Genomic DNA, 25,476 nt, shown 5'->3' on the forward strand with positions numbered 1-25,476 from the left:
TCTCCCTTATGCCGTCCAGATTTTGCAAAGAGTCGCTTTGGTCTCTTGCATCTGGGTTACGCTGTCATAGCCATAGGTTTGTGCGGTGTTGGTGGATTCGCCCAAGACGTATGGGTCGGCCCCTTCAGGATATTTATCCCGCAGATCGACGCCCTCCATGTGTCCACCAAAGTGGAACGGCATGAACGCCACGCCTTCGCCAACCCGTTCGGTGACCATGGCCATCACTTTGACCTTGCCGCCTTCGGGGCCTTCAACCCAGACCTGTGCACCGTCACGGACACCAAGGTTGTTGGCGTCGCGTGTGTTGATCTCGATGAACATGTCCTGCTGCAATTCGGCCAGCCACGGGTTTGAACGGGTCTCGTCACCGCCACCTTCGTATTCAACCAGGCGGCCCGAGGTCAGGATGATCGGATACTCTTGCGAGAAATCGTTTTCCTGAATTGAGGCATACATGGTAGGAACGCGCCAGAACTTCTTGTCCGCGTAAGTTGGATAATCTGCGACCAGATCGCGGCGGTTCGAGTAGAGCGGTTCGCGGTGGATCGGCACAGGGTCAGGGAAGGTCCAGACCACAGCCCGTGCCTTGGCGTTGCCGAAGGGCGCACAACCACGCGCAATTGCGACGCGCTGGATACCGCCGGATAGGTCGGTTTTCCAGTTGATGCCGCCGACATTATCCGCGCCACCTGCGACCTGTTCGATTGATGCGCGTTCCTCGGCGGTCAGATCACCGTCCCAGCCAAGGTCTATCAGCATTTGCATGGTGAATTCTGGATAACCATCCTCGATCTGCGATCCGGGGGTAAAGACGCCCTCGGCCAGCAGGTTTTCACCATCGCGTTCCACCCCGAAGCGGGCGCGGAAGGTCAGACCGCCTTCGGCGACCGGCATCGACATGTCATAGAGATTTGCGGTGCCCGGGTGGTTCATCTCGGGTGTGCCCCAGCATGGCCAGGGCATGCCGTAGAAGTCACCGTCAGCGGGACCACCGACAGCCCGCAGTGTGGTGCGGTCAAAGGTGTGCTGGTTGGCCATGTGCATCTTGAGACGCTCAGGGCTCTGGCCGGTGTAGCCGATGGTCCACATGCCGCGGTTAAACTCGCGGGTGATGTCCTCGATGTTGGGCTCGCCGCCCTCATCAATCGCAATGTTGCGGAAGATCCTGTCGTGGAAGCCGAACTTTTCGGCGAACATCGCCATGATCGTGTGATCAGGCAGCGATTCAAACAGCGGCTCAACCACTTTATCACGCCACTGCAGCGACCGGTTCGACGCCGTCACAGAACCACGCGTTTCGAACTGCGTACATGCCGGCAGCAGGTAAACACCGTCTGTCCGGTCCTGCAAAACAGCCGTCACTGTCGGATAAGGGTCAACCACGACAAGCATGTCGAGTTTCTCCATCGCCGTTTTCATCTCTTTCTGACGGGTCTGCGAGTTCGGCGCATGGCCCCAAAGTACCATCGCACGGGTGTTGTCGGGCTGGTCGATGTTCTCGGCATCTTCCAACACGCCATCAATCCAGCGGCTGACGGGAATGCCTGTGAGGTTCATCATGGATGTGTCTCCGTAAGACGCATCCGAGAACCGGCCCTTGAGCCAATCAAGGTCCTCTTCCCACACGCGCGCCCAGTGCGCCCATGATCCCGGTGCAAGGCCGTAGTAGCCCGGCAGCGTATCGGCCAGAACGCCAAGGTCGGTTGCACCCTGCACGTTATCGTGGCCACGGAAGATGTTGGTGCCGCCACCGGCGACGCCCATATTGCCCAGTGCCAGCTGCAGGATGCAGTAGGCGCGGGTGTTGTTGTTGCCGTTGGTGTGCTGTGTGCCTCCCATGCACCAGATCACGGTGCCGGGGCGGTTGTTGGCGAGCGTCCGTGCAACGCGCTCAAGCTGGCTGCCAGGTGCGCCTGTGACGCGCTCGACCTCTTCAGGTGTCCACTTGGCTACTTCTTTCTTGATCTCGTCCATGCCCCAGACGCGGGTGCGGATGAATTCCTGATCTTCCCAGCCGTTTTCAAAGATGTGCCACAGGATACCCCAGACCAGCGCGACGTCACTGCCCGGACGGAAGCGGACATATTCATCGGCGTGGGCGGCTGTCCGTGTGAAACGCGGATCGCAAACGATCAACGGCGCGTTGTTCTGCTCTTTGGCTTTCAGCATGTGCAGCAGGGACACAGGGTGCGCCTCGGCCGGGTTGCCGCCAATCAGGAACATCGCTTTGGAGTTATGGATGTCGTTGTAGCTGTTGGTCATGGCGCCGTAGCCCCATGTGTTCGCCACGCCGGCAACAGTGGTCGAGTGACAGATACGCGCCTGGTGGTCGACGTTGTTCGTACCCCAGTAGGCAGCGAATTTGCGGAACAGATAGGCCTGCTCGTTGTTGCTCTTGGCAGAGCCCAGCCAATACACAGAGTCCGGCCCGCTTTCTTCGCGGATTTTCATCATGCCGTCGCCGATCTCGTTGATCGCGGTTTCCCAGCTGATGCGGACCCACTCGCCGTTTTCTTTCTTCATCGGGTATTTCAGGCGGCGCTCGCCATGGGCGTGCTCGCGGACCGCAGCACCTTTGGCGCAGTGTGCCCCGAGGTTGAACGGGCTGTCCCAGCCGGGCTCTTGCCCTGTCCAGACGCCGTTATCGACTTCTGCGATCACGGTACAACCGACCGAGCAGTGCGTACAAACCGATTTGATGCTTTCAACGGCGCGTGTCGCGGCCTGTTGTGCTGTTGCTTGGGTCACGCTGCCGCCTGTTGCGGCAATCGCAGCCAGGCCACCGATGGCAAGGCCCGATCCGCGCAAGAATCCGCGACGGTCAATTCCTTTGGCACCTGTGTTCACCATAATCGGCGAACGACCGGACCGGCGTGTATACCCGTTGGTCTTTTTCCTCAGCATTTTCTTCCTCCCTGATCCGATCTACTCGGATAATCCTTTTGGGGCCTGTGCGTCATGGTGTGTCGCGACCACGCGAAGAGCCCAAGAATGTTTAGAACCGCGTGCTTTCAAGATACGCACGCGTGTGATCGGTATCCTGCATCGTCTGCGATGACAGATCGACGGGCTGTGCTGCGGCTTGCGTCGCACCCCCCGCGGCCACGGCAGCAACAGCGGCCGGCGCGGCAGTGCCGGCCAGTTTCAGAAATCCGCGGCGGTTTGTGCCCTCTTTTTTCTCGGTCATAAGGATGTCTCCCTTTCTTTCTTTGGCGGGCATCCCCACCGGTTATGTCGCAAGCTCGTCAGCCTGCCGTCATGCGAAACGCTTCTTTCTCGATGTCCATGAATGCCTGTCCGACAGCACCGACAGAGGCATAAAGGATGGATGATTTGGCCCCTTGCAGGTCGCTGAAATAATGCGATGCCCATGTGCCGATATGCGCGTTAAAGAACGTTTGTTGTTCGGCCAGTGTCGCCACACGACCAAACCGGCCAACGATCATGCCAGCCATCATTTCCATCAAGGACGCGATGTTATCTTCGGGTTCAAACACGTTTTCGGCACGCGTCATGCCGAAATCGGCCATTGTCCTGCGCAAGTTGGCCAGCGGCTTTTCGTTCAGGAATCCGGTAAGGTAATAGCTGGCAAAAGGCAGCAACTCGCCCCGACCAAGGCCGATGAAGAGCGCGTTGAATTCCGAGCGCACCGCCTTTGGCTTGGAGATCTTTGCCACACGCGCCAGACTGTTGATTGCTTGTCCCAAAGCGGTGTCATCGCCCGAAAGCCCCGCAGTCTGATCCAGCAGCAATTGATCGGGTGGTCCCGCCAGCATAACGCCAAGATAGTTATAGAGATCCGCGCGAAGACGGTCTTCCTCGGCGATATCGACTATTTCGACAGCGGCGTTCATGCGACATCATCCTCGAATTGAAACTGCATACGGCGGGGGGTGAATGGTGCAGGGTCCTCCTCAACCGCTGCACCATCCTTGGGCAGATCAACAGTCGGCGCGCTTGTCTCGACGACATTCTCGGTGGTGTCCTCCTCGACTTCCACCTTTGCGACGGCCGGACCTGCCTCTTTCTGGCGCTCGATTTCCAACAGATGCGCCAGCATCCCTTTACCCACCTGATAGGTGGTCTTTAGCGCATCTTGCCCGATGCTTTGCGCCAGATAATCGTCATCATAATCGTTCAGCCCGTCAACACAGGCCAGAACCGGATTGCTGCGCCATAGCTTGCGCAGCGCGCGTTTGCGAATGTGTTCAGGTACGGCCTTGGACATGAAAGCCTTGAAATCATCGCCAATCGCAAGGCTGTCAGGATCAGGAAGGCCGAGCGACTCCAAGATCTCTTCATCCGATTTCCCAGCCAGCGCCTCTTGCTCTTGCGCCAAAGCAGCCTCTTGCGCGGCGCTTTTCTCCTGTTCGGCTTCGGCCGCGACAGCGGCACGGCGGCGGGACCATGATGACAACATATCGCTCAATTCAGCACCTCATTGCGGCGCGGGGCGCGATAGACATCGGCCGTCTGGCGGATACGCGGATCACCAATGCCGTCCTGATTTTGATCGACGCGGGCCTTGTCGCGGCGGCGTTTCACGAAAACCTCTTCTTCATAGTGCTTGTCGACAAATTCGGTAATCCACGCCCCGAGACCATCCGGCATTGGAATTTTCTCGACCTGCTCTTCGGCGGAATCGCAGTAGTCCTGCGCCTCATAGGGAGAGGCTGTCACCAGCACGACCGTCCAGGGTATGTCCTTGCTTCCCGACACCGGACGCAACACCACATAGACAGAAGGTTCGCGCGCCTGCAGTTCATGGGCATAAGCCTCAACATCAGAAACATAGAGCGTCAGCGGAAGCGTTGCGGCATGGAACTCGGTCACATCACCATCGCTGCGCAGCACTTTCCAATCCGCAGGCCCGGCACCCGGCAGGACCGCAGAGGCTTTCCACGCGTGCTTGGCCCAACGCGTTACACCTGGCGCGCGTCTTACGACGACGCCAAGCGGTAATGACTGCGAACCTGGGTATTCGAATTTCAAAAGAAATCCTCGTTTAGTGTGCCTTGGTACACGGACAGATTGCCGCAGAAACTTGCAAACGCAAAGCTTGTTTTTATGTAAAGATGTCGCACCCTTAACATACTGCAGTGCAGCATTTGCTAGGCGCCCAATCTGCAAGGGTTCTGCGTGTGAAAGGCCCCCACTTTGTCTCGAGGATTATTTGAATTGCTGCATCTGCAAAGCCGGTTGCATGTAAATCAAACCGATATTTGGGTTTACTGTCTTGCGATTTCCTGACTAGCTACTTTCCGATCTGCGTTCATGAAAATCGGGGATAATGATGGCGAAAACACTGTTGGTTTGTGACTGTCTTGGGTCTCAAACAGTCGATGCCGCTGCCCTGCAGGCCGCCACGGGCCAAAGTTGTGGCGGGTGTTACTCAAGCCTCTGCACTGACCAAATCGAGGTTGCAGCCAAGGCAATCGCGCAAGGCGACGTGATGATCGCCTGCCAGCAAGAGGCCCATCGTTTTCTTGCCCTGTCTGAAGAGATCGACGCAGAGGCACCTGCCTTTGTCGACATTCGTGACCGTGCCGGCTGGACCGATGATACTGCGGACACGACGCCGAAAATGGCAGCACTGATCGCCGAGGCGGCTTTGACACCTCCGGCGCAAAAGGCCTTTGATGTTGTATCGGAAGGCACCTGTCTGATCGTCGGTGCGGGCGAGGTTGCTCTTGCTGCTGCTGAAAAGCTGTCAGAGGCGCTTTCGGTCACTGTGCTTCTTGCGCCAGGTGCCGAAATCATGCCGAACCCGAACTACGACATTGTCGTCGGCACGTTGCATCAGGCCAGCGGCACGCTTGGCCGCTTTCAGGTGCGCATCAGTGCGTTCCAGCAAAGCATGACAGGCGGCCGTGGAACGCCGGCGATGACAGCGCCACGTGACGGCGCGGTGTCGGAGTGTGATATCATTCTTGATCTCACAGGCGGCACACCCCTGTTCCCCGCACCCGACAAACGCGACGGCTATGTGCGCGCTGATCCCAAAAGCCCTGTTGCTGTCGCAGATGCGGTGTTTGCCGCCAGCCAATTGGTCGGCACGTTTGAAAAACCCTTCTACGTGCGCTTGGAAACCAGTCTTTGCGCCCATTCCCGCGCTGAGAAACCGGCCTGTTCCAATTGTCTGAACCTATGTCCCACCGGCGCAATCACATCGGCAGGTGAACATGTCAGCGTTGATCCGATGATCTGCGCCGGGTGCGGTGCCTGTTCAGCGGTCTGCCCGTCCGGTGCGATCAGCTATGACGCGCCATCGGCCGATTTCACCTTCCGCCGGATCAACACCTTGGCCAGCAGCTACCGCGCGGCAGGCGGCAAGGATGCCACGCTTCTGGTTCACGATGACCACGGTGCGGAAATGATCAGCCTTGCCGCACGGTACGGGCGCGGACTTCCTGCCCATGTGATCCCTTTGCAGGTGGATGCGCTGGCCGGTTTCGGTCATGCCGAGATGGTCGGTGCGCTGGCCAGCGGATTTGCCCGTGTGGACATCCTGCTTGCACCCAAGACCGAACGCGACGCGCTGGTGCAGCAAGCGGATTTGGCGAATGCGATTTCGCCGGACAAAGTAGCACTCCTAGATATCGCTGATCCTGATGCGCTGTCGGATCACCTGTTTGATCAGCCGAAAACGCCCGCCATTGCGGCGCCGATCCTGCCGCTGGGATCGCGCAGGCAGGTGGCGCGACTATCGGCAAAGGCGCTCAACCCCGATGTTACGACATTGCCGTTGCCCGCCAACGCACCTTATGGCGCAGTGATCGTTGATACAGATGCTTGCACATTGTGCTTGGCCTGTGCCTCGCTTTGCCCCTCTGGCGCGCTGGGCGACAACAGTGATCTGCCGCAGCTCCGGTTCCAGGAGGATGCCTGCCTGCAATGCGGCCTCTGCGCCAATGTCTGCCCTGAAAAGGCGATCACCTTGCAGCCGCAACTGGACCTGACCGATGCCGCCCTGTCGCAAACGGTGCTGAACGAGGAAGAACCCTTCGCGTGCATCGACTGCGGCAGCCTCTTCGGCGTGAAATCCACCGTGGAACGGATCACTGAAAAGCTGGCGAACAATCACGCGATGTACCAGAATCCGAACGCGATCCGCATGATTCAGATGTGTGACAACTGCCGCATCAATGCGCAGTATCATTCCGAGAATAACCCTTTCGCATCTGGCGAACGGCCCCGCCCGCGCACGACCGATGACTATTTGTCCAAGCGCAGGGATCACTGATCCGGCGATCCATAACTGATAAGGAGAAAACCCAATGAGCGAAGACTTTAACATGTCCATGCGCAAGTTCCTCAAACAGGTCGGCGTGACCTCGCAACAGGCGATCGAAGAGGCGATGCGCAACGCCGGTGACACCTCTGGGCGTAGCTTTGAAGCCAAGGTTGTGCTGACGGTCGACGGGCTTGATCTTGAACATGTCGTGACCGGCAAAATCGAAGGGCAGTCGTGACGTGGCGCTGACACGTGAAGCCGTTCTTGAGATCCTCAAGACGATTGAAGACCCCATTAGCGGCACATCCATTGCAGAGGCGGGCATCGTCAAAGCCCTGACCGTGCAAGACGGCGCAGTGCGCTTTGTGATGGAGGTCAGCGGTAGCCATGTTACGGCCTATACGGCAGTCAAAGACAACGCCGAAGCACAGATCAAGGCGCTGGATGGCGTGGCGTCGGTGTCGGTCGTGATGACGGCGCATAGCACACCTGCGGCACCACCTGATCTGAAACCACAGCGTGGCGGCGCACCTGCAGGGCCCGAGAAAATCCCCGGTGTGGACCGGATTATCGCAGTGGCCTCCGGTAAGGGCGGGGTCGGGAAATCGACGGTTTCGGCCAACCTCGCTTGCGCGCTTGCGGCTGAGGGGCGGCGCGTTGGTTTGTTGGATGCCGATGTCTATGGACCCAGCCAGCCGCGGATGCTGGGTGTATCTGGGCGGCCTGCGTCGCCTGATGGCAAGACCATTCTGCCGATGCGCAATTACGGTGTGACCATGATGTCGCTGGGGCTGATGGCGAACGAGGATCAGGCCGTTGTCTGGCGTGGCCCGATGCTGATGGGTGCGTTGCAGCAGATGCTGACTCAGGTGCAATGGGGCGCGCTGGATGTGCTGATCGTTGATCTGCCGCCCGGCACTGGTGACGTGCAGATGACGCTGGCTCAGAAGTCGCATTTGAACGGTGCAATTGTTGTGTCCACACCACAGGATATTGCCTTGCTCGATGCGCGCAAAGGCATTGATATGTTCAACCAGTTGGGCACGCCGATCATCGGGATGATCGAAAACATGTCGACGCATATCTGTTCCGCCTGTGGGCATGAGGAACATATGTTCGGCCATGGCGGTGTGGCGAAAGAGGCCGAGAAGCTGGGCGTTCCCCTGCTTGCGGAAATCCCGCTGCATATGGATATCCGCCTTGCCGCCGATGGCGGCGCACCGATTGTCGTGTCCAAGCCCGACAGCAGCCAAGCGGCTGCCTTCCGCCAAGTGGCGCGCGCGTTGATCGCAGAAGGTCACGCATGAGCGGTCCGTCGTTTCCACCGCTCTTTACAGGGCAGGATGCGGCGGGGAACGATCCTTTTGCACTTGCTTGTGCCACAGCTGATGCGGGGTGCGACGCGGGTCTCGTGATCTATGATCTTGCGCCCGATCTTTTGCGCGCGGCGATTGTCTTTGCCCCTGATGTGCCACTGCGCAAAGCGGCCGTAATGCTGCCCATTTGCGGCGTCGGCTTTCAAAATGCCCTTGGCGCCTTGGCCCCGCCCGAGGTGGCGGTTCACCTTGGTTGGGATGGCGCAATCTATGTCAACGGGGGGCGCTGCGGCTCATTGAAAATGGCGGCCCCCGGCCAGCCAGAGGATGAACCCGATTGGTTGGTCATCGCGCTGGAACTGGCGCTTTGGCCGCCCAGCGAAGACACCGGCCTTACCCCCGATGAAACGGCACTTTACGCCGAAGGCTGCGCCGAGGTGGATGCGATCACGTTGCTGGAGTCGTGGGTGCGCCATACTCTGGTTGGAATCAACACATGGACCGACAGCGGCACGGCAACGCTGCACCGCGAATGGATCGGCCTTGCGCATGCATTGGAGGGCGAAGTCACGGTCAAAGGCAGAACGGGCACATATACCGGACTGGACGAAGACCTTGGCCTTTTGCTCAAAATCGGGGACAAGGTCGAACTGGTTCCACTGACTGAAACCCTGACGAGGCCCGCATGAAACTTGCCCGCGCGATCCATTTTGACGAAAGCGACAGCCGCGTGTTCCATAATCCCGCGCGCACGGGTGAATGGTGCATTTCAGGCGGCTTTGAATTTTCCAACTGGAGCGAGGCCGATCTGATGGGCAAGGCGAAACAGGCCTTTTCCAACGGCTGGATGGGGTGTGAAACCTTCGGGCGGGTCAGTTTTGTCGCGGTCACCCAGATTGAGCCGCAGGAAAAGGACGCCATCGCAGGCCTTCTGGCCCAGCATTTTGTTGATATCTACGGCGCGCCCTCGCTGGAAGCGGCGCACGCAGTGGCCTTGGAAGAGATCGCGCAAATGGCCGATCTTTGCGCCGATCACGACGCCAACACTCTGCTGACTGTGGCGCGTGAATTAACCGACGCCGGTGTGCGGGAAAGCTACCGTGTGATTGCGCCCCAAGACGCTGACCTGACGCAATTTGCCGTGCACGGCTCACTGGATGAGCCGCACACGCACTGATCACTCAGCCTTGGCGTTGAACACAAAAAGCGTTTCGCCGTTGATCGTGTAATCGTTGATCAACGCGGCCGCACGCGGGCTGACCAGCCAGGTTTCAAGCGCCATCGCCAGATCGTTGCGAACGTTTGCGTTCTTGGACGGATCGACGGGCAGATAGGCGTATTGGTTGAACAGCACCGGATCGCCGGAATAGAGCAGCGCCAGATCGGCCTTGTTGGCAAAGTTCAGCCAGCTAGCACGGTCTGAAAGAATGTAGGCATCCATTCCTGCGGCTGTGTTCAGCGCCTGGCCCATGCCCGCACCGACAGGGCGATACCAGCCATCAAAACCTGCTGCGTCAAGACCTGCTGTCGCCCAAACGCCAAGCTCGGCCTTATGGGTACCGCTGTCGTCACCACGGCTGACGAAAGGCGCCTCGGCAGCCGCGATCCGTTGGAGCGCATCGGCCGCGCTTGCGGCATTGGCGATATCGGCAGGGTCCGACGCAGGGCCGATCAGGACGAAATCGTTATACATGATTTCACGGCGATGCGTGCCGTGGCCTGCGGCAACAAACGCCTCTTCCGCAGGGCGCGAATGCACCAGAACCGCATCGACATCACCCGCCTCGCCCAGCCGCAACGCCTGACCTGTGCCCACAACAAGCAGTTGCAGGTCAATATCAAGGTCTTCTTTGATCGCAGGCAAAAGCACCTCGGCAAGGCCTGAACTATCAAAGGATGTCGTCACCGCCATCCGCATGTCTTCGGCAACAGACGTTGTCGCCCAGATGGCCATGATACCGGCCAGAATTCCCTTCATCATGTCACAATATCTCCTCTCAAAAACGCAGCCAATTCTTCGGTTTGCGGGCGCGCAAATGCCGCCTCTGCATTGCTGACATCATGCACTTTGCCGTGCAACACGAATATCAATTCGTGCGCGAGCCGGCGGGCCTGCCCCATATCGTGGGTGGACATCACAAGGCGGGTACCGGCGGCAGAGGTTTCCTGCAAAAGCGCCTCGATGTCGCGCGTGGTATGGCCGTCAAGGTTCGCGCAAGGCTCATCCAGAAACAGCACTTGCGGTTTGCGGATCAGGGCGCGTGCGATGGCGAGTTTTTGCCGCTCGCCGCCGGACAGGCGTGTCGCGGGGTTACCTGCGCGCTCGGTCAGCCCGATCCGGTCAAGCCAATGGTCCACAGCCTGCGCGATTTCGGCTTTTGGACGCCCCAAGAGCCTGAGAGGATAGGCCAGATTATCCGCCGCGGACCGCCGCAGGACGATGGGCGATTGAAAGACAAAGGCATGTTGCGCGGGATCATCGTGGTGCCATGTCACCGTGCCGCTCGTGACGCGCTCAATCCCATGCATCACGCGTAGCAGGGTCGTTTTTCCGGCCCCATTTGGCCCGATTATGATCGTTGGCCCCCCCGCATCAAGCACAAGGTCTGTCGGGCCGATCACAACCTTGCCACGGCGGCGCACCAGTACCTTGTTCAGGGTCAGTGGAAACATCTGTGTCACCAGCGGCCCTCCCGCTCGGTTTGCGACAGGGTGTGGATGGCAAGATTCACAAAGATTGCAAGGCCGATCAGGACAAAGCCGAGACCAAGCGCCAATGCAAAGTCACCCTTGCCCGTTTCCAGTGCAATTGCCGTGGTAAGCACACGGGTGACATTGTCGATGTTGCCACCGACGATCATGATCGCGCCCACCTCGCCAATGGCGCGTCCGAACCCGGCAAGTGCCGCCGTCAGCAGATTGCGCCGCCCATCCCAGATCAGTGTCATGATCCGCTGCCTTTTCGATGTGTTCAGCGATATCAGCAGGTCATGATACTCGGCCCAGAGCTCGCGCATGGATTGGTGCGCGATCGAGGCAATGACCGGTGTGATGATAATGACCTGCGCGATGATCATCGCTGTGGGCGTAAAGAGCAGATTCAACACACCAAAGGGGCCGGACCGCGACAGAAGTATATAGACAACAAGGCCGACAACGACAGGCGGCAATCCCATCAGGGCATTGATCATCGAGATGACGAACCGGCGATAGCGGAATCGCTGCACCGCAAGGAAAGTGCCCAGCGGGATCGCAATGGCAGAGGCAATCACCAGCGCGGTCAGCGTCACGCGGAGCGAGCGCAGGCTGATTTCCCAAAGCTCGGCGTCAAAGGTGACGACCAGCCAGAATGCCGCGATGAGACCATCAAGAATATCAACCATGGAAGCAGTGCACTTGCGCTATTGCCGGGGCCGCCAACGTCCGGCTTTCGGGCAGAAAAGACAAGTCTCAATCAGGTCTGGCTCTGGGATGCCAAGACGCGCAAGCGACGCAACGCCTCTGGCCAAGTTCGCGGTGTTTTGGGCCTTACATCTGTATGTGTTGATAGACGTGGTGCGCCCGAAGAGCCGCAAAAGGCCAGTTTCCGATGATTGGGAACGCATGACCGATCATCTGGTGGTGTCTTCCTTTGTGCAGGATGACGAATGGTCCGTTGAAAAGATCGCACACACAAGCGGCAACATGCTCGACCGGCGAATGCCATAACGCTTTTCGGGATTTTGGTGCGTAGGAGAGGCAATCTCACATCTGAGAGAATCATTCAATTATAGATACTTAAACTCTGCCGTCTGATTGAGAGTGGTCCCGAAAATGGTCCCGATTTATGCATCAGGTCAGGGTGTGGATTTGTGGCTTGCACCCAAGGCCAGATTTTCGCTGCGCCAATGCCCGAGGTCTATTATGCGCGACGAAGCCGCCAGTCACAGTAACGCGGGGCGATGTGGCCGTAAGAATACCTGCGACTAACGGTCTTGTTAGTCCCCACCTAGACGACCGATCAGGGCCAGTCGCGGTAGCACTGGCCAGTTGGAAATCTGCCGATACATGTAGATCGGCACGTAAACGCCTGCGATCGTGCCAAGGATGAACAGTGTGGTAAGATCCTGCAGCCCCACCTTCTGAAGGCCCTCGCGTACGGCCGCGTTGGCTGCTGGATGCCAAAGATAGATAGCGTAGGAATAGAGCCCGATCCATTCGATCCCGCGGAGCCGTGGCATGAACCGCATTACGGCGATCACACTCGCAGCAGAGAACACCGGCAGAGCCCACTTCGCGGGCACGACTAACGATGCAAAGTGGAACAACGTCACGATCAGCCCGGTGGCGGACAGGATGAGAGCTGCCCCTATTAGGCGTTTGTCGCGCAAGGCTGACGGGTGCCGATAGAGCAGCATGCCAAGAATGTAAAAAGGTGCAAGTTCGATCGCTGGCATGAATGGTATCCAGGGCATCAACTGCGCCATCAGATAGAGGCCTAGCAGGATGCCGATCCAGACCTGTTTGGTCGGCTTCAAAAACAAATCGATTGCGGCCACGACGATGGCCATCTCGAACAGCGCGTAAAGGAACCAAAGGTGCAAGTAACCGACAAGGATACTCGGGTACAGCGGCGGATCTGCTTGGCCCATGATGGTGCGGATTCCAAAGTATATCAATGATACCGCGATTGCGGGCACCATGAGTATCAGGAACCGTTTGCGTGCAAAGCCAGTCAAATCGTTCTGCGAAACTGGTACGCCGGCGTAAACTAGGCCGGCCAGCGCAGTGAAGAGCGGCATCCGGAGCAAATCAAACACTTCGAAGGGCCGGCGCCAGAGTGTATCTCCGGCAATTTTCAGCCCCGAGTCTTCCCCGCCAAAAACATGGAATGTTACAACTAGAAGGCAGGCGATGGCGCGAAGCGTATTAGCATTTTGAAGCAAACTATTCGCAGACGCACGGCTGGCGGCCCCAGACGCGTCGGAACTGCTTGCTAGGCGATCCTGTAAATCAACAGCGGGCATCTCGTGCCATCCCTCGGGCAACGCACCAAAGATTTCCTCTAGTTCCAGCGACACCCGCACGAAGGTCAGCGAGTCTCCGTTGAGATCGTTAAATGAGAGCCGCGTGTCGCGGGCCCGTTGTCCAAGCGTGGCTGTGAATACCTCTTCAACGGTCTTCCTACCTCGCGTCCAATCACTTGTATGTTCGGTGATTGAGCCCTCAAGCCCCGCATAATCCACCTTGCCTGTGGGAAGGACAGGATATTCTGGCAGGAAGCGCACCTCGATCGCCATTACAGGTAGCTTTAAACGGTCCCTCAGAAAACGCTCCAGCGCCGTCACCCGGTCCGCTTCACGGGTGACTACTAGAAGTCGCGTGTCGGTCCCGGTGGCGATGACAGGGTCGCCCGCCTCGGCACATAGGCGCTCCACGTCGTCGAGTCCGATCCGAACACCAAAGATCTTTATGAAGCGGCTCTTGCGGCCTGTTAAATAGATGTATCCGTCCGGTGTGATTTTCGCCAGATCGCCTGTGGGTAGTCGCCCCTCCCCCGGCGCGTCGCAAAGTTCTTCGTGAGACGAGGCGTATCCCATCATCACGTTCGGGCCTTCGTAAACCAGCTCGCCCTCCGTATCGGGCGGCAGGACGCGGCTTTCTTCGTCTTGCACTGTCATAGAGCCGCCAGGAATAGGGATCCCGATAGACCCGGGATGACGTGTCAGCGCATCGGGCGGCAGATATGCCATGCGCGGCGCAGCCTCGGTCTGGCCGTACATTACATAGAAGCGCCAGTCCCGCTCGGCCGCAATGCCAGAAAGTTCCAGCGCCCGTTCAGTTGCGAGCCGCCCACCGGCCTGTGTGAAGTAGCGTAGAGTATGCGGTGCCACCTCTGGGAAATCGATCCGCGACAGCAGGTCGTAGGTATGCGGTACGCCCGCAAAGCTCGTGGCAAGGTGATCACGGCAAAACTTCCAAAACTCCGGCTCGATCACTGAGCGCTCGGTCAGCAGCAGTGTGGCTCCCGCCGACAGATGACTGTTCACGATCGACATTCCGTAGGAATAATTGACGGGCAGGTTCACAACGCCACGTTCATCGCGCGTTATTTGCAGATACTCCACAATCGACTGGGCGTTGCTCGAGATGTTCTCGTATGACAATCGCACGCATTTTGGGCTACCCGTCGACCCTGAGGTTAACAGCAGGGTGCTCAGATTGGGGTGTAGCGGCGCTCCGCTTTGACTAAGATGTACCGGACGGTATCCGTTTGCAGCCGTGAACTCGAGTTCAGCTCCATATTGCATTGCAAGTCGGTTCATGGTCTCGCGTGCACCTTGTGGTACCAGCAGTGTGGCGTGACCGCTCATCTGCAGCGCAACGTAGGCGATAAGCCATTCTCGTGAGTTATTGCATTCCAGTAGTGCGAGTTTTCGGGATACACCCGTCTTGCCAGCGATGTCCGCCGCCTTAGAAAGTAGTGAACGATAGGTCAATTCTCCCGCTTCGTCGATTGCCGCAATCTGTTTGAGGTCGGCGTATTCAAGTTTTGATAAAAGCGAAAGCAAAGTTCTTCATCTTTACAGAGTGAATATGAATACCAATCAATAGTTCTTGGAACATCTTAAATTTTCTCCGATCAAATACAACTTTTAAGGTTTGAGGAGGGATTTATTTTCCAAGCTATGAGATAAATTGAGCCATGAGTGCGAGACCGAACTGAGCAATTTCTTGACTGACCACATGCAGGAGTTAAGGCGTTCTGACCCCCAAAAAAAATAGCTGCCGTCAATCTCCCGCCCGACCACCCGCTAAGGGCAGCCGGACGGGGGTATCTTTTGTTGGAGCTCAGCCAAGCCGCCTTTTGCTCACATAGTCAGCGAGCCATCGCCAGTACGCACCAGCGGAGGCAAAGCCCTGTTCTTGTGCCGCGAGCGCCTCCGCCTGCAGCCTTGTCAGCCCCCATCGTACTCAGCAATGGCAGCCCGTTCCTCAAAGGCCTCGATGTCAGGGATACGCGAGGCGCTCATAGCAGCACCTCCTGAGGCAGCCTGATCTGGTCGATGATCTCCCGCTTGTGGACGTCACTGATGCCAGCAGAGTAGAGCCCGTAGGTGAGCTTGTTCTCGGACCGTGCTGACTGATGCCCGACAAGGGAGGCAGTGAAGTGCTCAGGGACACCGGTGCGCTCACACTGGGTGATGAACCACTTGCGAGTGGAGTGGAACACGGTGCCATGCAGCTCTCGATGCACGGACCTGAGGTAGGCATAGCGCTTGACCACTCGATCCACAGTGAGGGATGGAAAGAGCCGCCCTTGGGAGAGCAGTCTTTGGTCCAACAGTTGCTCCAGCACCGGATGCAAGGGCACCTCCCTCTCTGCCGCTTTGGACTTGAGCTGTCGCAGGTGATTGGGCCTGATTTGCACAAACCGCCCGAGGTTTCCCTTGGTGCTGACGTCCTCAGCCAAGAGCCCGCACGCCTCCCCTGAGCGCATCCCCGTCAACAGACAAAAAAGAAGGGCGCTGTGAAGCACCCTGTCTTGCGTGTTGAGGAGGATAGAGACCTGCGCGTCAGTCAGGAACCTGTGTGACTGCACCTCAGGCCTTTCCTTTACCTGCAAGCCATCCCAAGGATTTGTCTCCAAGTGCCCCGCCCGAACACACCACTCCAAGAACTGTTGCAGCTGTCGCCAGATACGCCGTTGGGTTTGGGCTGTCAGGGATACGCCTTCCTGCTCTTCTGACAAGGCTGCCAGCTCTGCCAAAGACGCCCCCTGTGCTTGGCTATACTTGCGTATGTTCGGTGACAGCCGCCCGACATACCCCAGGACCTCCTTGCCCAGTGTGTCGTTGAGGTCCCCCAGCTTGCGCTCCCCCACATGCGAGGTCAGCAACTCCAAGGCAAAGCGGACTGACTTGTAGCTGCCGGGACGCAGGCGATTGGAGGCCTCTGCCAAGTAGACAGCAGCAACCTCCTGCACCTGTTCTTCCCCCAAGAGGCGAGCGCGCTGGTACCGAGGGACGGCAATGGCAAGTTGTGGTGGCTCGCCACTTGTTACCCCCGCAGCCAGCTTGGCCTCTGCTTCCTGCACGATCACATCGAAGGTGGTGTTGATCTCTGCCACCCGCTTGGTAGCAACCTTGGCATCTGCGGTATGCAAGGACCGCTTGAGCGACGACCCTAGTATGTCCTGCAACTGGACGGGGTAGGTGCGGCGGTAGATCCATGTGTTATGCCGCCTGTAGGCATACTTGATGTGTGTAGACATAGCGTCTCCTAGCGGGGCGAAAGCCCCGGTTTATGTGTTGGATTGAGCTTTTGTGAACGGAATCAACAGGGGGCTGGGTTTAACCCCTTCCCTGAGTGTCTCCGGTGCTGCGCGAGTGGACCCGCAGGATCAGCTCAAGGCCGGGCTCGCCGTAGACACCTTCGAGAGGTCCCGTCAGCGAGTAGCCGGTGATGCAGTCGTCAAAGACTTCCCACACCTGGAAAAGGTGCTCGGGAATGTCATCAAGGGGACGCAGGACAACCACGTCGTCTTCTTTGAGGTGCCAGTCCGTCATAGTCCCCTCCGCGTCAGCAGAAGGTCAGGAAGGACCACCCCAAGGGCCACACCAAGCGGAATGGGCAAAGGAATGTGTTGGAGCCAGCTTGGCAGGCAAGCCAAGACAAGCAGTGCCCCGGCAAGGGCTTGGGGGATCGCAAGGTCGAGGCCAAACCTCTTCCTCAATATCCACGATAAGGTCAGCCGGAAGCCGACCCCCGCCGCCATAAGCAGCAAAAAGGGTGTAAACATCTATACATCTCCATGAAGGGTTTCTTTGTATAGATGCGAAGGTTTGCTCAGTTTTTATGGGCTTTGTGGACCAGATTAGGTCGTTAGGATGGAAAGGTGGGGTGGGCGGATTGCAAAATCACCTACATAGATTGCCACCCACGCGGAACCTCCCAGCGCGTACCATGTGCCAACTCAAAGCAGCCATTCCGAGCGCTTGGTGCCGTAGTCTGCTATGCGGGACTATGCTGCCGTTGACCTATTCTGTTTGAATGTCTGCTTTGCTCACCGCAGAAGTAAACTAAGATGCGCGTGCTAGGTGGTGTTTGGGGGAGCAACCGAATTTGCGAGAGTAGTCGCGACTGAAATGAGTCGGGCTCTCATAGCCTACTTCAAATCCCGCAACGGACACAGAAGGAACACCGCGCTCTAAGAGAGCGCGCGCCTCGATCATCCGAAGATCCTTTTGATACTGCAACGGTGAAGTTCCGGTCACAGACTTGAAGTGCTCGTGAAACGACGACTGGCTCATCCCTGCCACTTCGGCCAGTTCACCTACCACCAACGGTTCTCTAAAGTTGGTCCTGATCCGATGAATGGATTTGGCGATACGGCTGGCATGGCTGTCGACCGACAACAGGTTCCGCAACATGCCACCAATCGGCGACAACAAAAGACGGTAGTGGATTTCTTTCAAAATCATCGGACCAAGAACCTGCGCATCAAGAGGTGAATCCATCAATTCCAGATAGCGCAGTATTGGATTGACCCATGCGGGATCAGCGACACTCGCCGACAGAGACTTCGCTTCATGCACGTCAGACACTGATTCTCCTACCTGTTCATAAAGGCTGCGCAGAATACCCAAATCCAATGAGAGAATAAGTGCGCGGTAGGGAGCATCGGGACTGGCTTCAGTTATTTTGAACGTCACGGGCAAGTCGTGACTGACCAAGAGTGCATCCCCCTCAGCCAGAAAAACCATGCGATTACCTACGTTCATTTCTTTTCGGCCCTGTAGGATTAGACAGATTACAGGATTATAAACGACAGCTTCAAACGAGGTGACATGTTCGCGTTGAAACATGTGTGCTGCAGGAAGAATTCTGCCAGAATATGCTTCTTCGCGGGCCAAAAGGTCTGCTGACAGGTGCTGTAATCTCTCAAACATCATTGGCGCCTCCTCTGCCGATCCCTATCAGGAGTGCTGCGTGAGATCACGCACTTTCTCAATCATTCGGAGGAATTGGCAAAACTGACGGAGAATTCGGCAGGACGGATCGCCGCCAAACCCATAGCGTCCAATCAACTACACTCAACAATGGAGCACTGCATGTCTGGACAACAAACCACCTTCACCCTCAACTCTGACACTTCAATCCCCGCAGTCGGTTTTGGCACCTATCTGATCTCAAACGACGATGCTGAGACCGCAATCAGTGCGGCAATCGCCGCAGGCTACAGACACATCGACACCGCCTCTGGTTATCGCAACGAGGAAACGGTTGGGGCAGGGGTCAGCAAAGGGCTGCAGGCCGAAGGTCTGTCGCGTGCTGATCTGTTTGTCACGGCCAAGCTCTGGCCCGGGAACCCCGCTTGGGGTGATGCACCCAAAACTGGTGCGCAAACCATCGAGGAATGTGACGCTAGCCTGTCTCGGTTGGGTTTAGACTATGTGGACCTCTACCTGATCCACGCGCCTTACGGCGACGACATGCGTCTGGAGCAGTGGCGCGCCCTGTTGGAATTGCAAGCCAGTGGCAAGACCCGTTCCATTGGCGTGAGCAACTTCAACGAGAGCCATCTTGATGAGATCAGCGCCGCTGGCCTGCCGATGCCAGATGCTAACCAGATCGAATTGCATCCTTGGTCCCAGAAACCCGGCCTGCTTGACCATATGGCCCGTCACAACATCGCACCAATTGCCTACAGCAGTCTTGTTCCTCTCTCCACGTGGCGCACAGAGCCGGGTCAGGACAGCGCAAAGACTGATGACATGAAAGCAGATGGTGCCGCCTTCAAGGATATGGCGCAGAAGTATGGTGTCTCTGAAGCACAGCTTTTGCTGCGATGGGGCGTACAGAACGGCTATGCCGTTCTGCCCAAAAGCCTGAACCCGGATCGGATGGCTCAAAACTTGGATCTGTTCACTTTCACCATCGAAGATGCCGACATGGCACATATGGCGACCATGGACCGTGGGGATGGGGTGGCATGGGCGTCGGGTGATCCGAGCAAATAGTCGCGCCTTCCTCAAACCCCTCAAGACATCAAAACGCAAACTCAATTGGAGTCGCTATGAACCGTGTTTTCCTATTCAACTCAACCGCAGTTGCCGCCCCATTGCTTGCAATCGCGTTCAGCACACCTTTGGCGGCAGACACTGCCTGCAACGCGCACTTGATGCGAGGCAGCGTCGCGCAACTCAGCCCAACTCATGCAACAGTCGACACTTTGGTGCTGATCAATGCCCCCCAGAGGATGTATGGGCAACCCTGACTGACTTTGAAAGCATGGCAAGCTGGAGCACTGGCACATTGCAGGGCATGACCGGCGATAGCCAAGACGGAGGCAGCGTGACGATCACCTTCATCTTTGGCTCCGATGAAAACGGTGAGCCCAATGTGATGAAGATACCTCATACGCTCCTTTATGATGAAGGCCGCTCTTTTGGTTGGTCCGACCCGTTCTCCGAAGACATTGGCGGCGGCCATGACAACCATCTCTATCTGGTCGAAGCCTGTGATGATCAGACCCTGTTCGTCCAGTCAGACGAAGTTGTCGACAACCCCTATGCTGCAAACTTCGTGAACCAGTTGCTGCCCATGTATCAAACGTTCAATGCTGAGCTTAAGGCCGTCGCTGAGAACTAGGCATCACAGTCTCGTGGCGCGATACTGTCAGAAAAGTTGTCGCGCCACTCCGGCCAAAGCTGACATTCATACACTACGTAGCATCGGTATGCGGCGTTCGAATGCAAGCAAGAAATGAATGCAAGCCATATCGGTTATGCCCAGAGGAAGATCGCCTCCGTTCGTAATTTGCAACGCACCTCGTTTCCGATCCCAACGATCGACGGCACAAAGAAGGCGAAGGTGCTGATGCCGGTGCTGGGTGGCATTTTGACCCTTAGCAGCCAATGGAGCCCAGTCTTCGGCGACACCATGATGGGCCATCTCATGGCAGGGCAGGGCAATGAACGTCTCGACGCTGGATGCGTGGCTGACTGCGGCAACCTTTGGCTAAATGAGGATGGCACCTACTCTCTAGCCGAGGAAACGAAGCCCGTCACGCGCTTCCTCTTGGAGCTTATGTCTAGGTTACAGGCAGTCGCGACAGTGCCGATGATTGACATGCGAGCCTATGCGAAAAAGCTCGAATGACGCCAACCATTTAATCGGTGACTTTGAAAGTCTGCTGGTGACTTCCGTCCAGCCTAAGCTGCGTGCTTTTCGAAAGGCCGCTCTGGGTCGAAAGCCACCCTCACTCACCCCACACCTTCACCAGAGCCTCCCGCATAACGTCGATTGCATAGCCAGACCCATAGTTGGCGGCGACACTGCCCTGGGCATGACCAAGTATTTCCATCGACAAATTCTCAGGGCAGCCGGAATTGCGCAGCTTGTCCTTCATGCGGTGGCGGAGGGAGTGCATGGTGATCTTCTTATCCGCGATGACCGTGCGCAGCCGCTTCATGAGCATGGCGGAGGCTTTGTCATTGCCACGGGGTTGAGCATAGGCGGGAAAGATGGGGTCGGTATCCGCAAGCCCAACCTGATGCTCTCTGAGGCACTCTGTAGCTCTGTGTGACCGAGGGATGCTGCGGGTAGAGGTCTTGGTCTTGAGCCCTCTTCGGTCATTGGGGCGGATGTGGAGGATGGCCTTATCTAGGTCCACATCTTTGACCTCCAGCCCTGTGATCTCTGCCAAGCGGGCTCCAGTGTCGGTTAGGAGAATGAGAAGAGCCTTGGCCACATCGTTGCTCTCGAAGGCAGGTGTGATCAGATCTAGTTGCTCATCCGTGATCGGCAGTCGATCGGTGTTGCTGCTTCCCGCTCCCTTGATCTTGATGGCTTGGAAGACGTTGCGGAGGTCCAGATCATGTTCCAGCAAGACGTGATTTACCGCTGCCTTCACGACGCCAAGGTTCCGCTGCACAGGGTTAGGCGACATGCGCGACAGCAATAGGTCACGGTAGGCATTGGCATCTGCGCGGGTGAGGTCCTTCAGCTCTGTCCACTCAAAGCGATTTTTCCCAAGGCAAAGGATCAGATCTTTGCGGATGCGGTCCATACGAGTGCGCAGACCGTTGTCACTCTCCTCCGCTTTGTAGGCATAGTACTCTTCTAGAACGCGACAGAGCGACATGGGAGCAGCATCCGAGGAAGCGGCCTTGAGCTGCCTAACTACGCCTTTGGGGACAGCGTGCTCAACATCCTCGGCTAGGTCTTGGAAATCATCGAACTCGGGCCACTCAGGATCGACAGCCCCGTCTATGAACATGGACTGGTGACGTTCACCCAGTCGTTCTCGGACAAGAGCTGTTGCCCGCTGCTCATCTGTTGTCCGTCGTTCCAGATCAAAGAGCGCCTCGATCTCGGCGTGAACCTTGGGCAAAGCTCTCAGTGCATCTTGGTAGGTATTCCCGAGCTGACGGTAGACCGTGGCCTTAGGAATCACCTTGCGCAGGTCTTTGGGAACATTCCGTTTATAGCGGAAAGAGCCGTTGGCACGGCGGAACATGTAGCGTGGGAGCTTGAGGGGCATCTTGTGGTCCATGCTGAGCAACGTCTGCCACAGCATGACCAGAGGCAACCGAAAACGGCCCGCCAGACCTGACAATCTACAGCCCAAAACTGACGGAAATGGTCCTAAAAGCGGTCCCGGAAATGGTCCCACAAAATCCAAAACCCTAGGTTTTCTTTACTTTTCTTAGCGATATAGGGGGTTTGGTGGTGCCCAGGAGAGGCAATCTACTTATCAAAATAACCATTTAATAATAGAGACTTAAGTCATGCCAGTTTATCAAGAATGGTCCTGAAAGCGGGCCCGATTTATGCGATAAGAAGTGGATTATGGCCGCGAGCAGAGGGAACTGGAACAAGATTTTGCGGTGGCAATCGCCAGAGACCGTTATGCTGGATAGAGCAGTCATTGCTGCGATGATTTTGACCCACGTAGATCCCGTTTTTTGTGAAGATAGTTTTCCTTTATCTTTTTCCCGAATTTTGTATCAGACCTTTGATAATTTCTATCTTTTGCAAATCGTTTCTTTTCTCGCATTATTCGCCTAGCCTGACTGAGCAGAATAAGAGAGCGAGGACTAATTTGATTGAGCAATTGCCAGATAAGATCGGTGTTGAGTGGCCAGTCGGTCAGCGGATCGATCTAACTCTAAGATACACTCTACCCAAAATTTGGACCCAAAGGAACTCGAGAAAGTTTGGGATATATTGGTCCAATGAACTCGAGTACGGAAAACTTCACCCGTTGCCTAGTACCGCGGAGCTAGATGAATTTTATGATACTGGTAAATATGATGAATATTTGTCTGGCATAACCAAAAGTTGTAACGGCAAGATTGGCTTCTGGGACAAAGTCATTACCAAAATAGCATGGAAGCTAGACAATAGCGATCAATCTGCCGACGTGTTTTTGCTAAAAGATATAGCAGGTTCAGAAAATGTCTGCGATATTGGATGTGGAAGCGGTGACCTGCTCGAGCGTCTTAGGCCGCATGTTGGGTCGGTGGTTGGCATCGATCCCAGTCCCGTCAGTATTAATGCACTGGAGTCCAAAGGGATCACAGGTTTCTTGGGAACAGGGGAAGCACTCCCTGAAGAATTGCTCAAAAAGAAGTTTGATTTGATAACGATGCAGCAAAGTCTCGAACACTGCCTAAATCCGGTGCAGGTACTGACAAATATTAGAGACCTTTGTTCGCCGGGAGGTAAATTTTTGATCGAAGTGCCCAACCATGAAAACTACGGGTTTTCTAAATATGGTCCAGCTTGGTTTCATACTGACGCGGGACGACATATCCAATTCTTTTCCAGGAAATCCTTATCGAATTTGCTATCTGCGACTGGGTGGGATGTGACTCATGTTGGCTTTTTTAGCTACACGAGACAGTTTGGTCCGCAGTGGGTAAATAGCATGCAAGAAGTTTGGGACTGCCTTTATTCTGAAATTGGTTCCGGTGATGTTCGTCGAGCGAGGCAATCAGACAGGATTATCGATCTTATGCGTTCCGTTCTGTTGGAACGCTCACAGAAATATGATGTTTTGAGAGTCGTTTGCTCACCCACTCAGAGGCCCGTTTAAAGCTCGATATCAAGAAAATGGCCCTCAGTCCGTTTGGGGTTTACGGAAAATTATTACTTTGGACTGTCCAGTTACGATAGTGTCATTGCGCTCTTTGCTGCCGTTCTCCGCGATTACCATCAATTACCGCTTCTGCTCCCGCTCAACTTTCTGCCCCCAGAATAAATATCTTCTCTAGTCCCCGCCCAGCCTCCCGCAGTGGGAAGCCGGACGGGGTATTTTTCTGAGGCTCAACCAAGCCTTCGATTAACCACATAGTCAGCGAGCCACCGCCAGTACGCACCACCAGATGCAAAGCCCTGCTCTTGTGCGGCAAGGGATTCAGCCTGCAGCCTTGTTAGCCCCCCATCGTACTCAGCAATGGCCGCCCGTTCCTCAAAGGCCTCGATGTCAGGGATACGCGAGGCGCTCATAGCAGCACCTCCTGAGGCAGCCTGATCTGGTCAATGATCTCCCGCTTTTGGGTGTCACTGATGCCAGCAGAGTAGAGCCCATAGGTGAGCTTGTCCTCGGACCTTGCTGACTACAAGAATGGGGCCAGTACGTCTGCGAGAAGTAGATGCTAGCACGAAAGTGCCTCCAGACGTTTGTTTGCATTAATTAAGCACACAAAAAGGACCTTAAAGAGCGCGACAGAAGCTACTTAAGTTTGCTGTTGGCGTTTGGATTCTAGTCTATTTGTCGCGTGCCAAGCAGCCTTGCGGATTCCCTGGTCGCTCGAAATTCTTCTTGGTGCCATGAGCGACTGGCTTGATCAGGACTGTTAGTGCTAGGGCTGCTCTCCCAGGTGTGATTGATCTAAGTCAACGACGACGATGTGTACTAAATGCCACAAATACGAACGTTCTTGTGCGAGAAGGACTATGAGCTCGCGCTCTAATCGTTGGAGGAGGGGTACGATGAACATCGGCAAAAGAAGTTTCCTTTTGGGGCTGGGCTTACTCTTGGCGGGGTGCGCTGGAGCAGGCCCAACTGAGTCAATGCTGGACGAGGCGTCTAGGAATTCTGTCGTTATACAAAGTGTGAGTGTGGATGGATCGGCGCTCGGCGCGACTACCGAAGGACAACAGGTACCTTCATCAACGGCTGTGCGAATTCTTGAAGAGGAAGCTGCAAGGCTCGTTGGACAGGGAGCTGGCGCAACGCCAACTGTTGTTGTGATCAAGCTTGAAAGCGTAAATCTGATCAGTGCGGCTCAGAGTATCTTGATTGGAGGAGAAAGTGTGATGAAAGGCACGGTGTCTCTCGTCAATGCGCGCAATGGACAAGTTATAATTCCGCCTCAAGAAATCGATGCTGGAGGCGGCGGCTGGGTCTTGGGAGGGATCGTTGGTGCAGCGACACGAGATGACCCTGCGACGGAGCTAAGGCAGATGTCGGCAGAGTTCGTCGACAGAACACAAGTGTTGATTCTGGGTATGTAGAATTCGTCGGATCGGGTGATTGCAGGCACGTGGGTAGCCGCACTTGCGTTCACCTGGAAAAAAAGACGGCCTGACCCATTCCCCCCGCCCGACCACCCACACAGGGAAGCCGGACGGGGGGTATCTTTTCGAGGTCTAGCCAAGCCCTCTTTTGCTCACATACTCAGCGAGCCACCGCCAGTACGCACCACCAGATGCAAAGCCCTGCTCTTGTGCGGCAAGGGATTCAGCCTGCAGCCTTGTTAGCCCCCCATCGTACTCAGCAATGGCCGCCCGTTCCTCAAAGGCCTCGATGTCAGGGATACGCGAGGCGCTCATAGCAGCACCTCCTGAGGCAGCCTGATCTGGTCAATGATCTCCCGCTTTTGGGTGTCACTGATGCCAGCAGAGTAGAGCCCATAGGTGAGCTTGTTT

General features: G+C 56.4%; 25 protein-coding genes. 10 read left to right on the forward strand and 15 right to left on the reverse strand.

What is annotated here, in order from left to right; all coding sequences use genetic code 11:
• Nucleotides 1-6: 6 nt before the first annotated feature.
• From C7964_RS17445 to C7964_RS17465, 5 genes are all read right to left on the reverse strand, one after another.
• Nucleotides 7-2,907 (reverse strand): formate dehydrogenase subunit alpha, encoded by a 2,901-nt coding sequence (locus C7964_RS17445; protein ID WP_110280895.1) that lies wholly within the window; start codon nt 2,905-2,907, stop codon nt 7-9.
• Nucleotides 2,908-2,998: 91 nt separating this feature from the next.
• Nucleotides 2,999-3,190, reverse strand: a complete 192-nt coding sequence (locus C7964_RS17450; RefSeq protein ID WP_076660491.1) for a twin-arginine translocation pathway signal protein — start codon at nt 3,188-3,190, stop codon at nt 2,999-3,001.
• A 58-nt stretch (nt 3,191-3,248) separates the two neighbouring features.
• Nucleotides 3,249-3,857 carry a TorD/DmsD family molecular chaperone gene (locus C7964_RS17455; RefSeq protein ID WP_110280896.1) on the reverse strand — a complete coding sequence of 203 codons (609 nt, stop codon included), beginning with the start codon at nt 3,855-3,857 and terminating at the stop codon, nt 3,249-3,251.
• Entirely contained in the window at nt 3,854-4,423 is a 570-nt protein-coding gene (locus tag C7964_RS17460) for a DUF3306 domain-containing protein (protein ID WP_110280925.1), read from the reverse strand. The genes C7964_RS17455 and C7964_RS17460 overlap by 4 nt, the downstream gene beginning before the upstream one ends.
• 5 nt (nt 4,424-4,428) lie before the next feature.
• Nucleotides 4,429-4,995 (reverse strand): DUF3305 domain-containing protein, encoded by a 567-nt coding sequence (locus C7964_RS17465; RefSeq protein WP_110280897.1) that lies wholly within the window; start codon nt 4,993-4,995, stop codon nt 4,429-4,431.
• Nucleotides 4,996-5,296: 301 nt separating this feature from the next.
• Between C7964_RS17465 and C7964_RS17470 the strand changes: the two genes are divergently transcribed.
• The 5 genes from C7964_RS17470 to C7964_RS17490 are packed head-to-tail and all read left to right on the forward strand — an operon-like array spanning nt 5,297 to nt 9,730.
• Complete coding sequence (locus C7964_RS17470) at nt 5,297-7,246, forward strand: 4Fe-4S binding protein (RefSeq protein WP_110280926.1); 1,950 nt, start codon at nt 5,297-5,299, stop codon at nt 7,244-7,246.
• A gap of 34 nt (nt 7,247-7,280) precedes the next feature.
• A complete protein-coding gene (locus C7964_RS17475) occupies nt 7,281-7,475 on the forward strand; it encodes a DUF6494 family protein (RefSeq protein ID WP_110280898.1) in 195 nt (64 codons plus the stop codon).
• A gap of 1 nt (nt 7,476) precedes the next feature.
• Nucleotides 7,477-8,544, forward strand: coding sequence for an Mrp/NBP35 family ATP-binding protein (locus C7964_RS17480; RefSeq protein WP_110280899.1), 1,068 nt, complete (start codon nt 7,477-7,479; stop codon nt 8,542-8,544).
• Nucleotides 8,541-9,242 (forward strand): biotin/lipoate--protein ligase family protein, encoded by a 702-nt coding sequence (locus tag C7964_RS17485; protein WP_110280900.1) that lies wholly within the window; start codon nt 8,541-8,543, stop codon nt 9,240-9,242. The genes C7964_RS17480 and C7964_RS17485 overlap by 4 nt, the downstream gene beginning before the upstream one ends.
• Nucleotides 9,239-9,730, forward strand: coding sequence for a DUF6505 family protein (locus C7964_RS17490; RefSeq protein WP_110280901.1), 492 nt, complete (start codon nt 9,239-9,241; stop codon nt 9,728-9,730). Before C7964_RS17485 ends, C7964_RS17490 begins: the two co-directional genes overlap by 4 nt.
• Here C7964_RS17490 and C7964_RS17495 read toward each other — a convergent pair whose 3' ends face one another.
• From C7964_RS17495 to C7964_RS17540, 7 genes are all read right to left on the reverse strand, one after another.
• Entirely contained in the window at nt 9,731-10,531 is an 801-nt protein-coding gene (locus C7964_RS17495; RefSeq protein WP_110280927.1) for an ABC transporter substrate-binding protein, read from the reverse strand.
• A complete protein-coding gene (locus C7964_RS17500) occupies nt 10,531-11,226 on the reverse strand; it encodes an ABC transporter ATP-binding protein (protein WP_110280928.1) in 696 nt (231 codons plus the stop codon). Before C7964_RS17500 ends, C7964_RS17495 begins: the two co-directional genes overlap by 1 nt.
• 5 nt (nt 11,227-11,231) lie before the next feature.
• A complete protein-coding gene (locus tag C7964_RS17505; protein WP_110280902.1) occupies nt 11,232-11,936 on the reverse strand; it encodes an ABC transporter permease in 705 nt (234 codons plus the stop codon).
• Between the two features lie 594 nt (nt 11,937-12,530).
• Nucleotides 12,531-15,104, reverse strand: a complete 2,574-nt coding sequence (locus C7964_RS17515) for an AMP-binding protein (protein WP_110280904.1) — start codon at nt 15,102-15,104, stop codon at nt 12,531-12,533.
• Nucleotides 15,105-15,562: 458 nt separating this feature from the next.
• Nucleotides 15,563-16,807, reverse strand: coding sequence for a site-specific integrase (locus C7964_RS17525; protein ID WP_110280905.1), 1,245 nt, complete (start codon nt 16,805-16,807; stop codon nt 15,563-15,565).
• 79 nt (nt 16,808-16,886) lie between these two features.
• Nucleotides 16,887-17,102 carry a hypothetical protein gene (locus C7964_RS17530; protein WP_110280906.1) on the reverse strand — a complete coding sequence of 72 codons (216 nt, stop codon included), beginning with the start codon at nt 17,100-17,102 and terminating at the stop codon, nt 16,887-16,889.
• A 513-nt stretch (nt 17,103-17,615) separates the two neighbouring features.
• On the reverse strand, nt 17,616-18,488 hold the full coding sequence (locus C7964_RS17540; protein ID WP_110280908.1) for an AraC family transcriptional regulator: 873 nt from the start codon (nt 18,486-18,488) through the stop codon (nt 17,616-17,618).
• Between the two features lie 159 nt (nt 18,489-18,647).
• Here C7964_RS17540 and C7964_RS17545 point away from each other — a divergent pair, with 159 nt between their 5' ends.
• From C7964_RS17545 to C7964_RS17555, 3 genes are all read left to right on the forward strand, one after another.
• Nucleotides 18,648-19,556, forward strand: a complete 909-nt coding sequence (locus tag C7964_RS17545) for an aldo/keto reductase (protein ID WP_286164037.1) — start codon at nt 18,648-18,650, stop codon at nt 19,554-19,556.
• On the forward strand, nt 19,519-20,187 hold the full coding sequence (locus C7964_RS20375; RefSeq protein WP_353652428.1) for an SRPBCC family protein: 669 nt from the start codon (nt 19,519-19,521) through the stop codon (nt 20,185-20,187). Before C7964_RS17545 ends, C7964_RS20375 begins: the two co-directional genes overlap by 38 nt.
• A 114-nt stretch (nt 20,188-20,301) precedes the next feature.
• Nucleotides 20,302-20,697: a hypothetical protein gene (locus C7964_RS17555; protein WP_110280909.1), complete on the forward strand. Its 396-nt coding sequence runs from the start codon at nt 20,302-20,304 to the stop codon at nt 20,695-20,697.
• Between the two features lie 100 nt (nt 20,698-20,797).
• Here C7964_RS17555 and C7964_RS17560 read toward each other — a convergent pair whose 3' ends face one another.
• Nucleotides 20,798-22,081: a site-specific integrase gene (locus C7964_RS17560; protein WP_286164038.1), complete on the reverse strand. Its 1,284-nt coding sequence runs from the start codon at nt 22,079-22,081 to the stop codon at nt 20,798-20,800.
• A gap of 723 nt (nt 22,082-22,804) precedes the next feature.
• Between C7964_RS17560 and C7964_RS17565 the strand changes: the two genes are divergently transcribed.
• Nucleotides 22,805-23,638 carry a class I SAM-dependent methyltransferase gene (locus tag C7964_RS17565; RefSeq protein WP_181417234.1) on the forward strand — a complete coding sequence of 278 codons (834 nt, stop codon included), beginning with the start codon at nt 22,805-22,807 and terminating at the stop codon, nt 23,636-23,638.
• Nucleotides 23,639-23,868: 230 nt separating this feature from the next.
• Here the strand turns inward: C7964_RS17565 and C7964_RS17570 are convergent, their stop codons facing one another.
• Nucleotides 23,869-24,051: a hypothetical protein gene (locus C7964_RS17570; protein WP_110280911.1), complete on the reverse strand. Its 183-nt coding sequence runs from the start codon at nt 24,049-24,051 to the stop codon at nt 23,869-23,871.
• Nucleotides 24,052-24,537: 486 nt separating this feature from the next.
• On the opposite strand from C7964_RS17570, the gene C7964_RS17580 reads away from it, so the two are divergent.
• The gene (locus tag C7964_RS17580) at nt 24,538-25,062 is read left to right on the forward strand and encodes a hypothetical protein (RefSeq protein WP_110280912.1); all 525 of its coding nucleotides are present in this window, start codon (nt 24,538-24,540) and stop codon (nt 25,060-25,062) included.
• A gap of 135 nt (nt 25,063-25,197) precedes the next feature.
• Here C7964_RS17580 and C7964_RS17585 read toward each other — a convergent pair whose 3' ends face one another.
• Nucleotides 25,198-25,380, reverse strand: coding sequence for a hypothetical protein (locus C7964_RS17585; protein ID WP_110280913.1), 183 nt, complete (start codon nt 25,378-25,380; stop codon nt 25,198-25,200).
• Nucleotides 25,381-25,476 lie beyond the last annotated feature (96 nt).

Origin of the sequence: Loktanella sp. PT4BL (genome assembly GCF_003201935.1) — a bacterium.
GTDB lineage: Bacteria > Pseudomonadota > Alphaproteobacteria > Rhodobacterales > Rhodobacteraceae > Yoonia.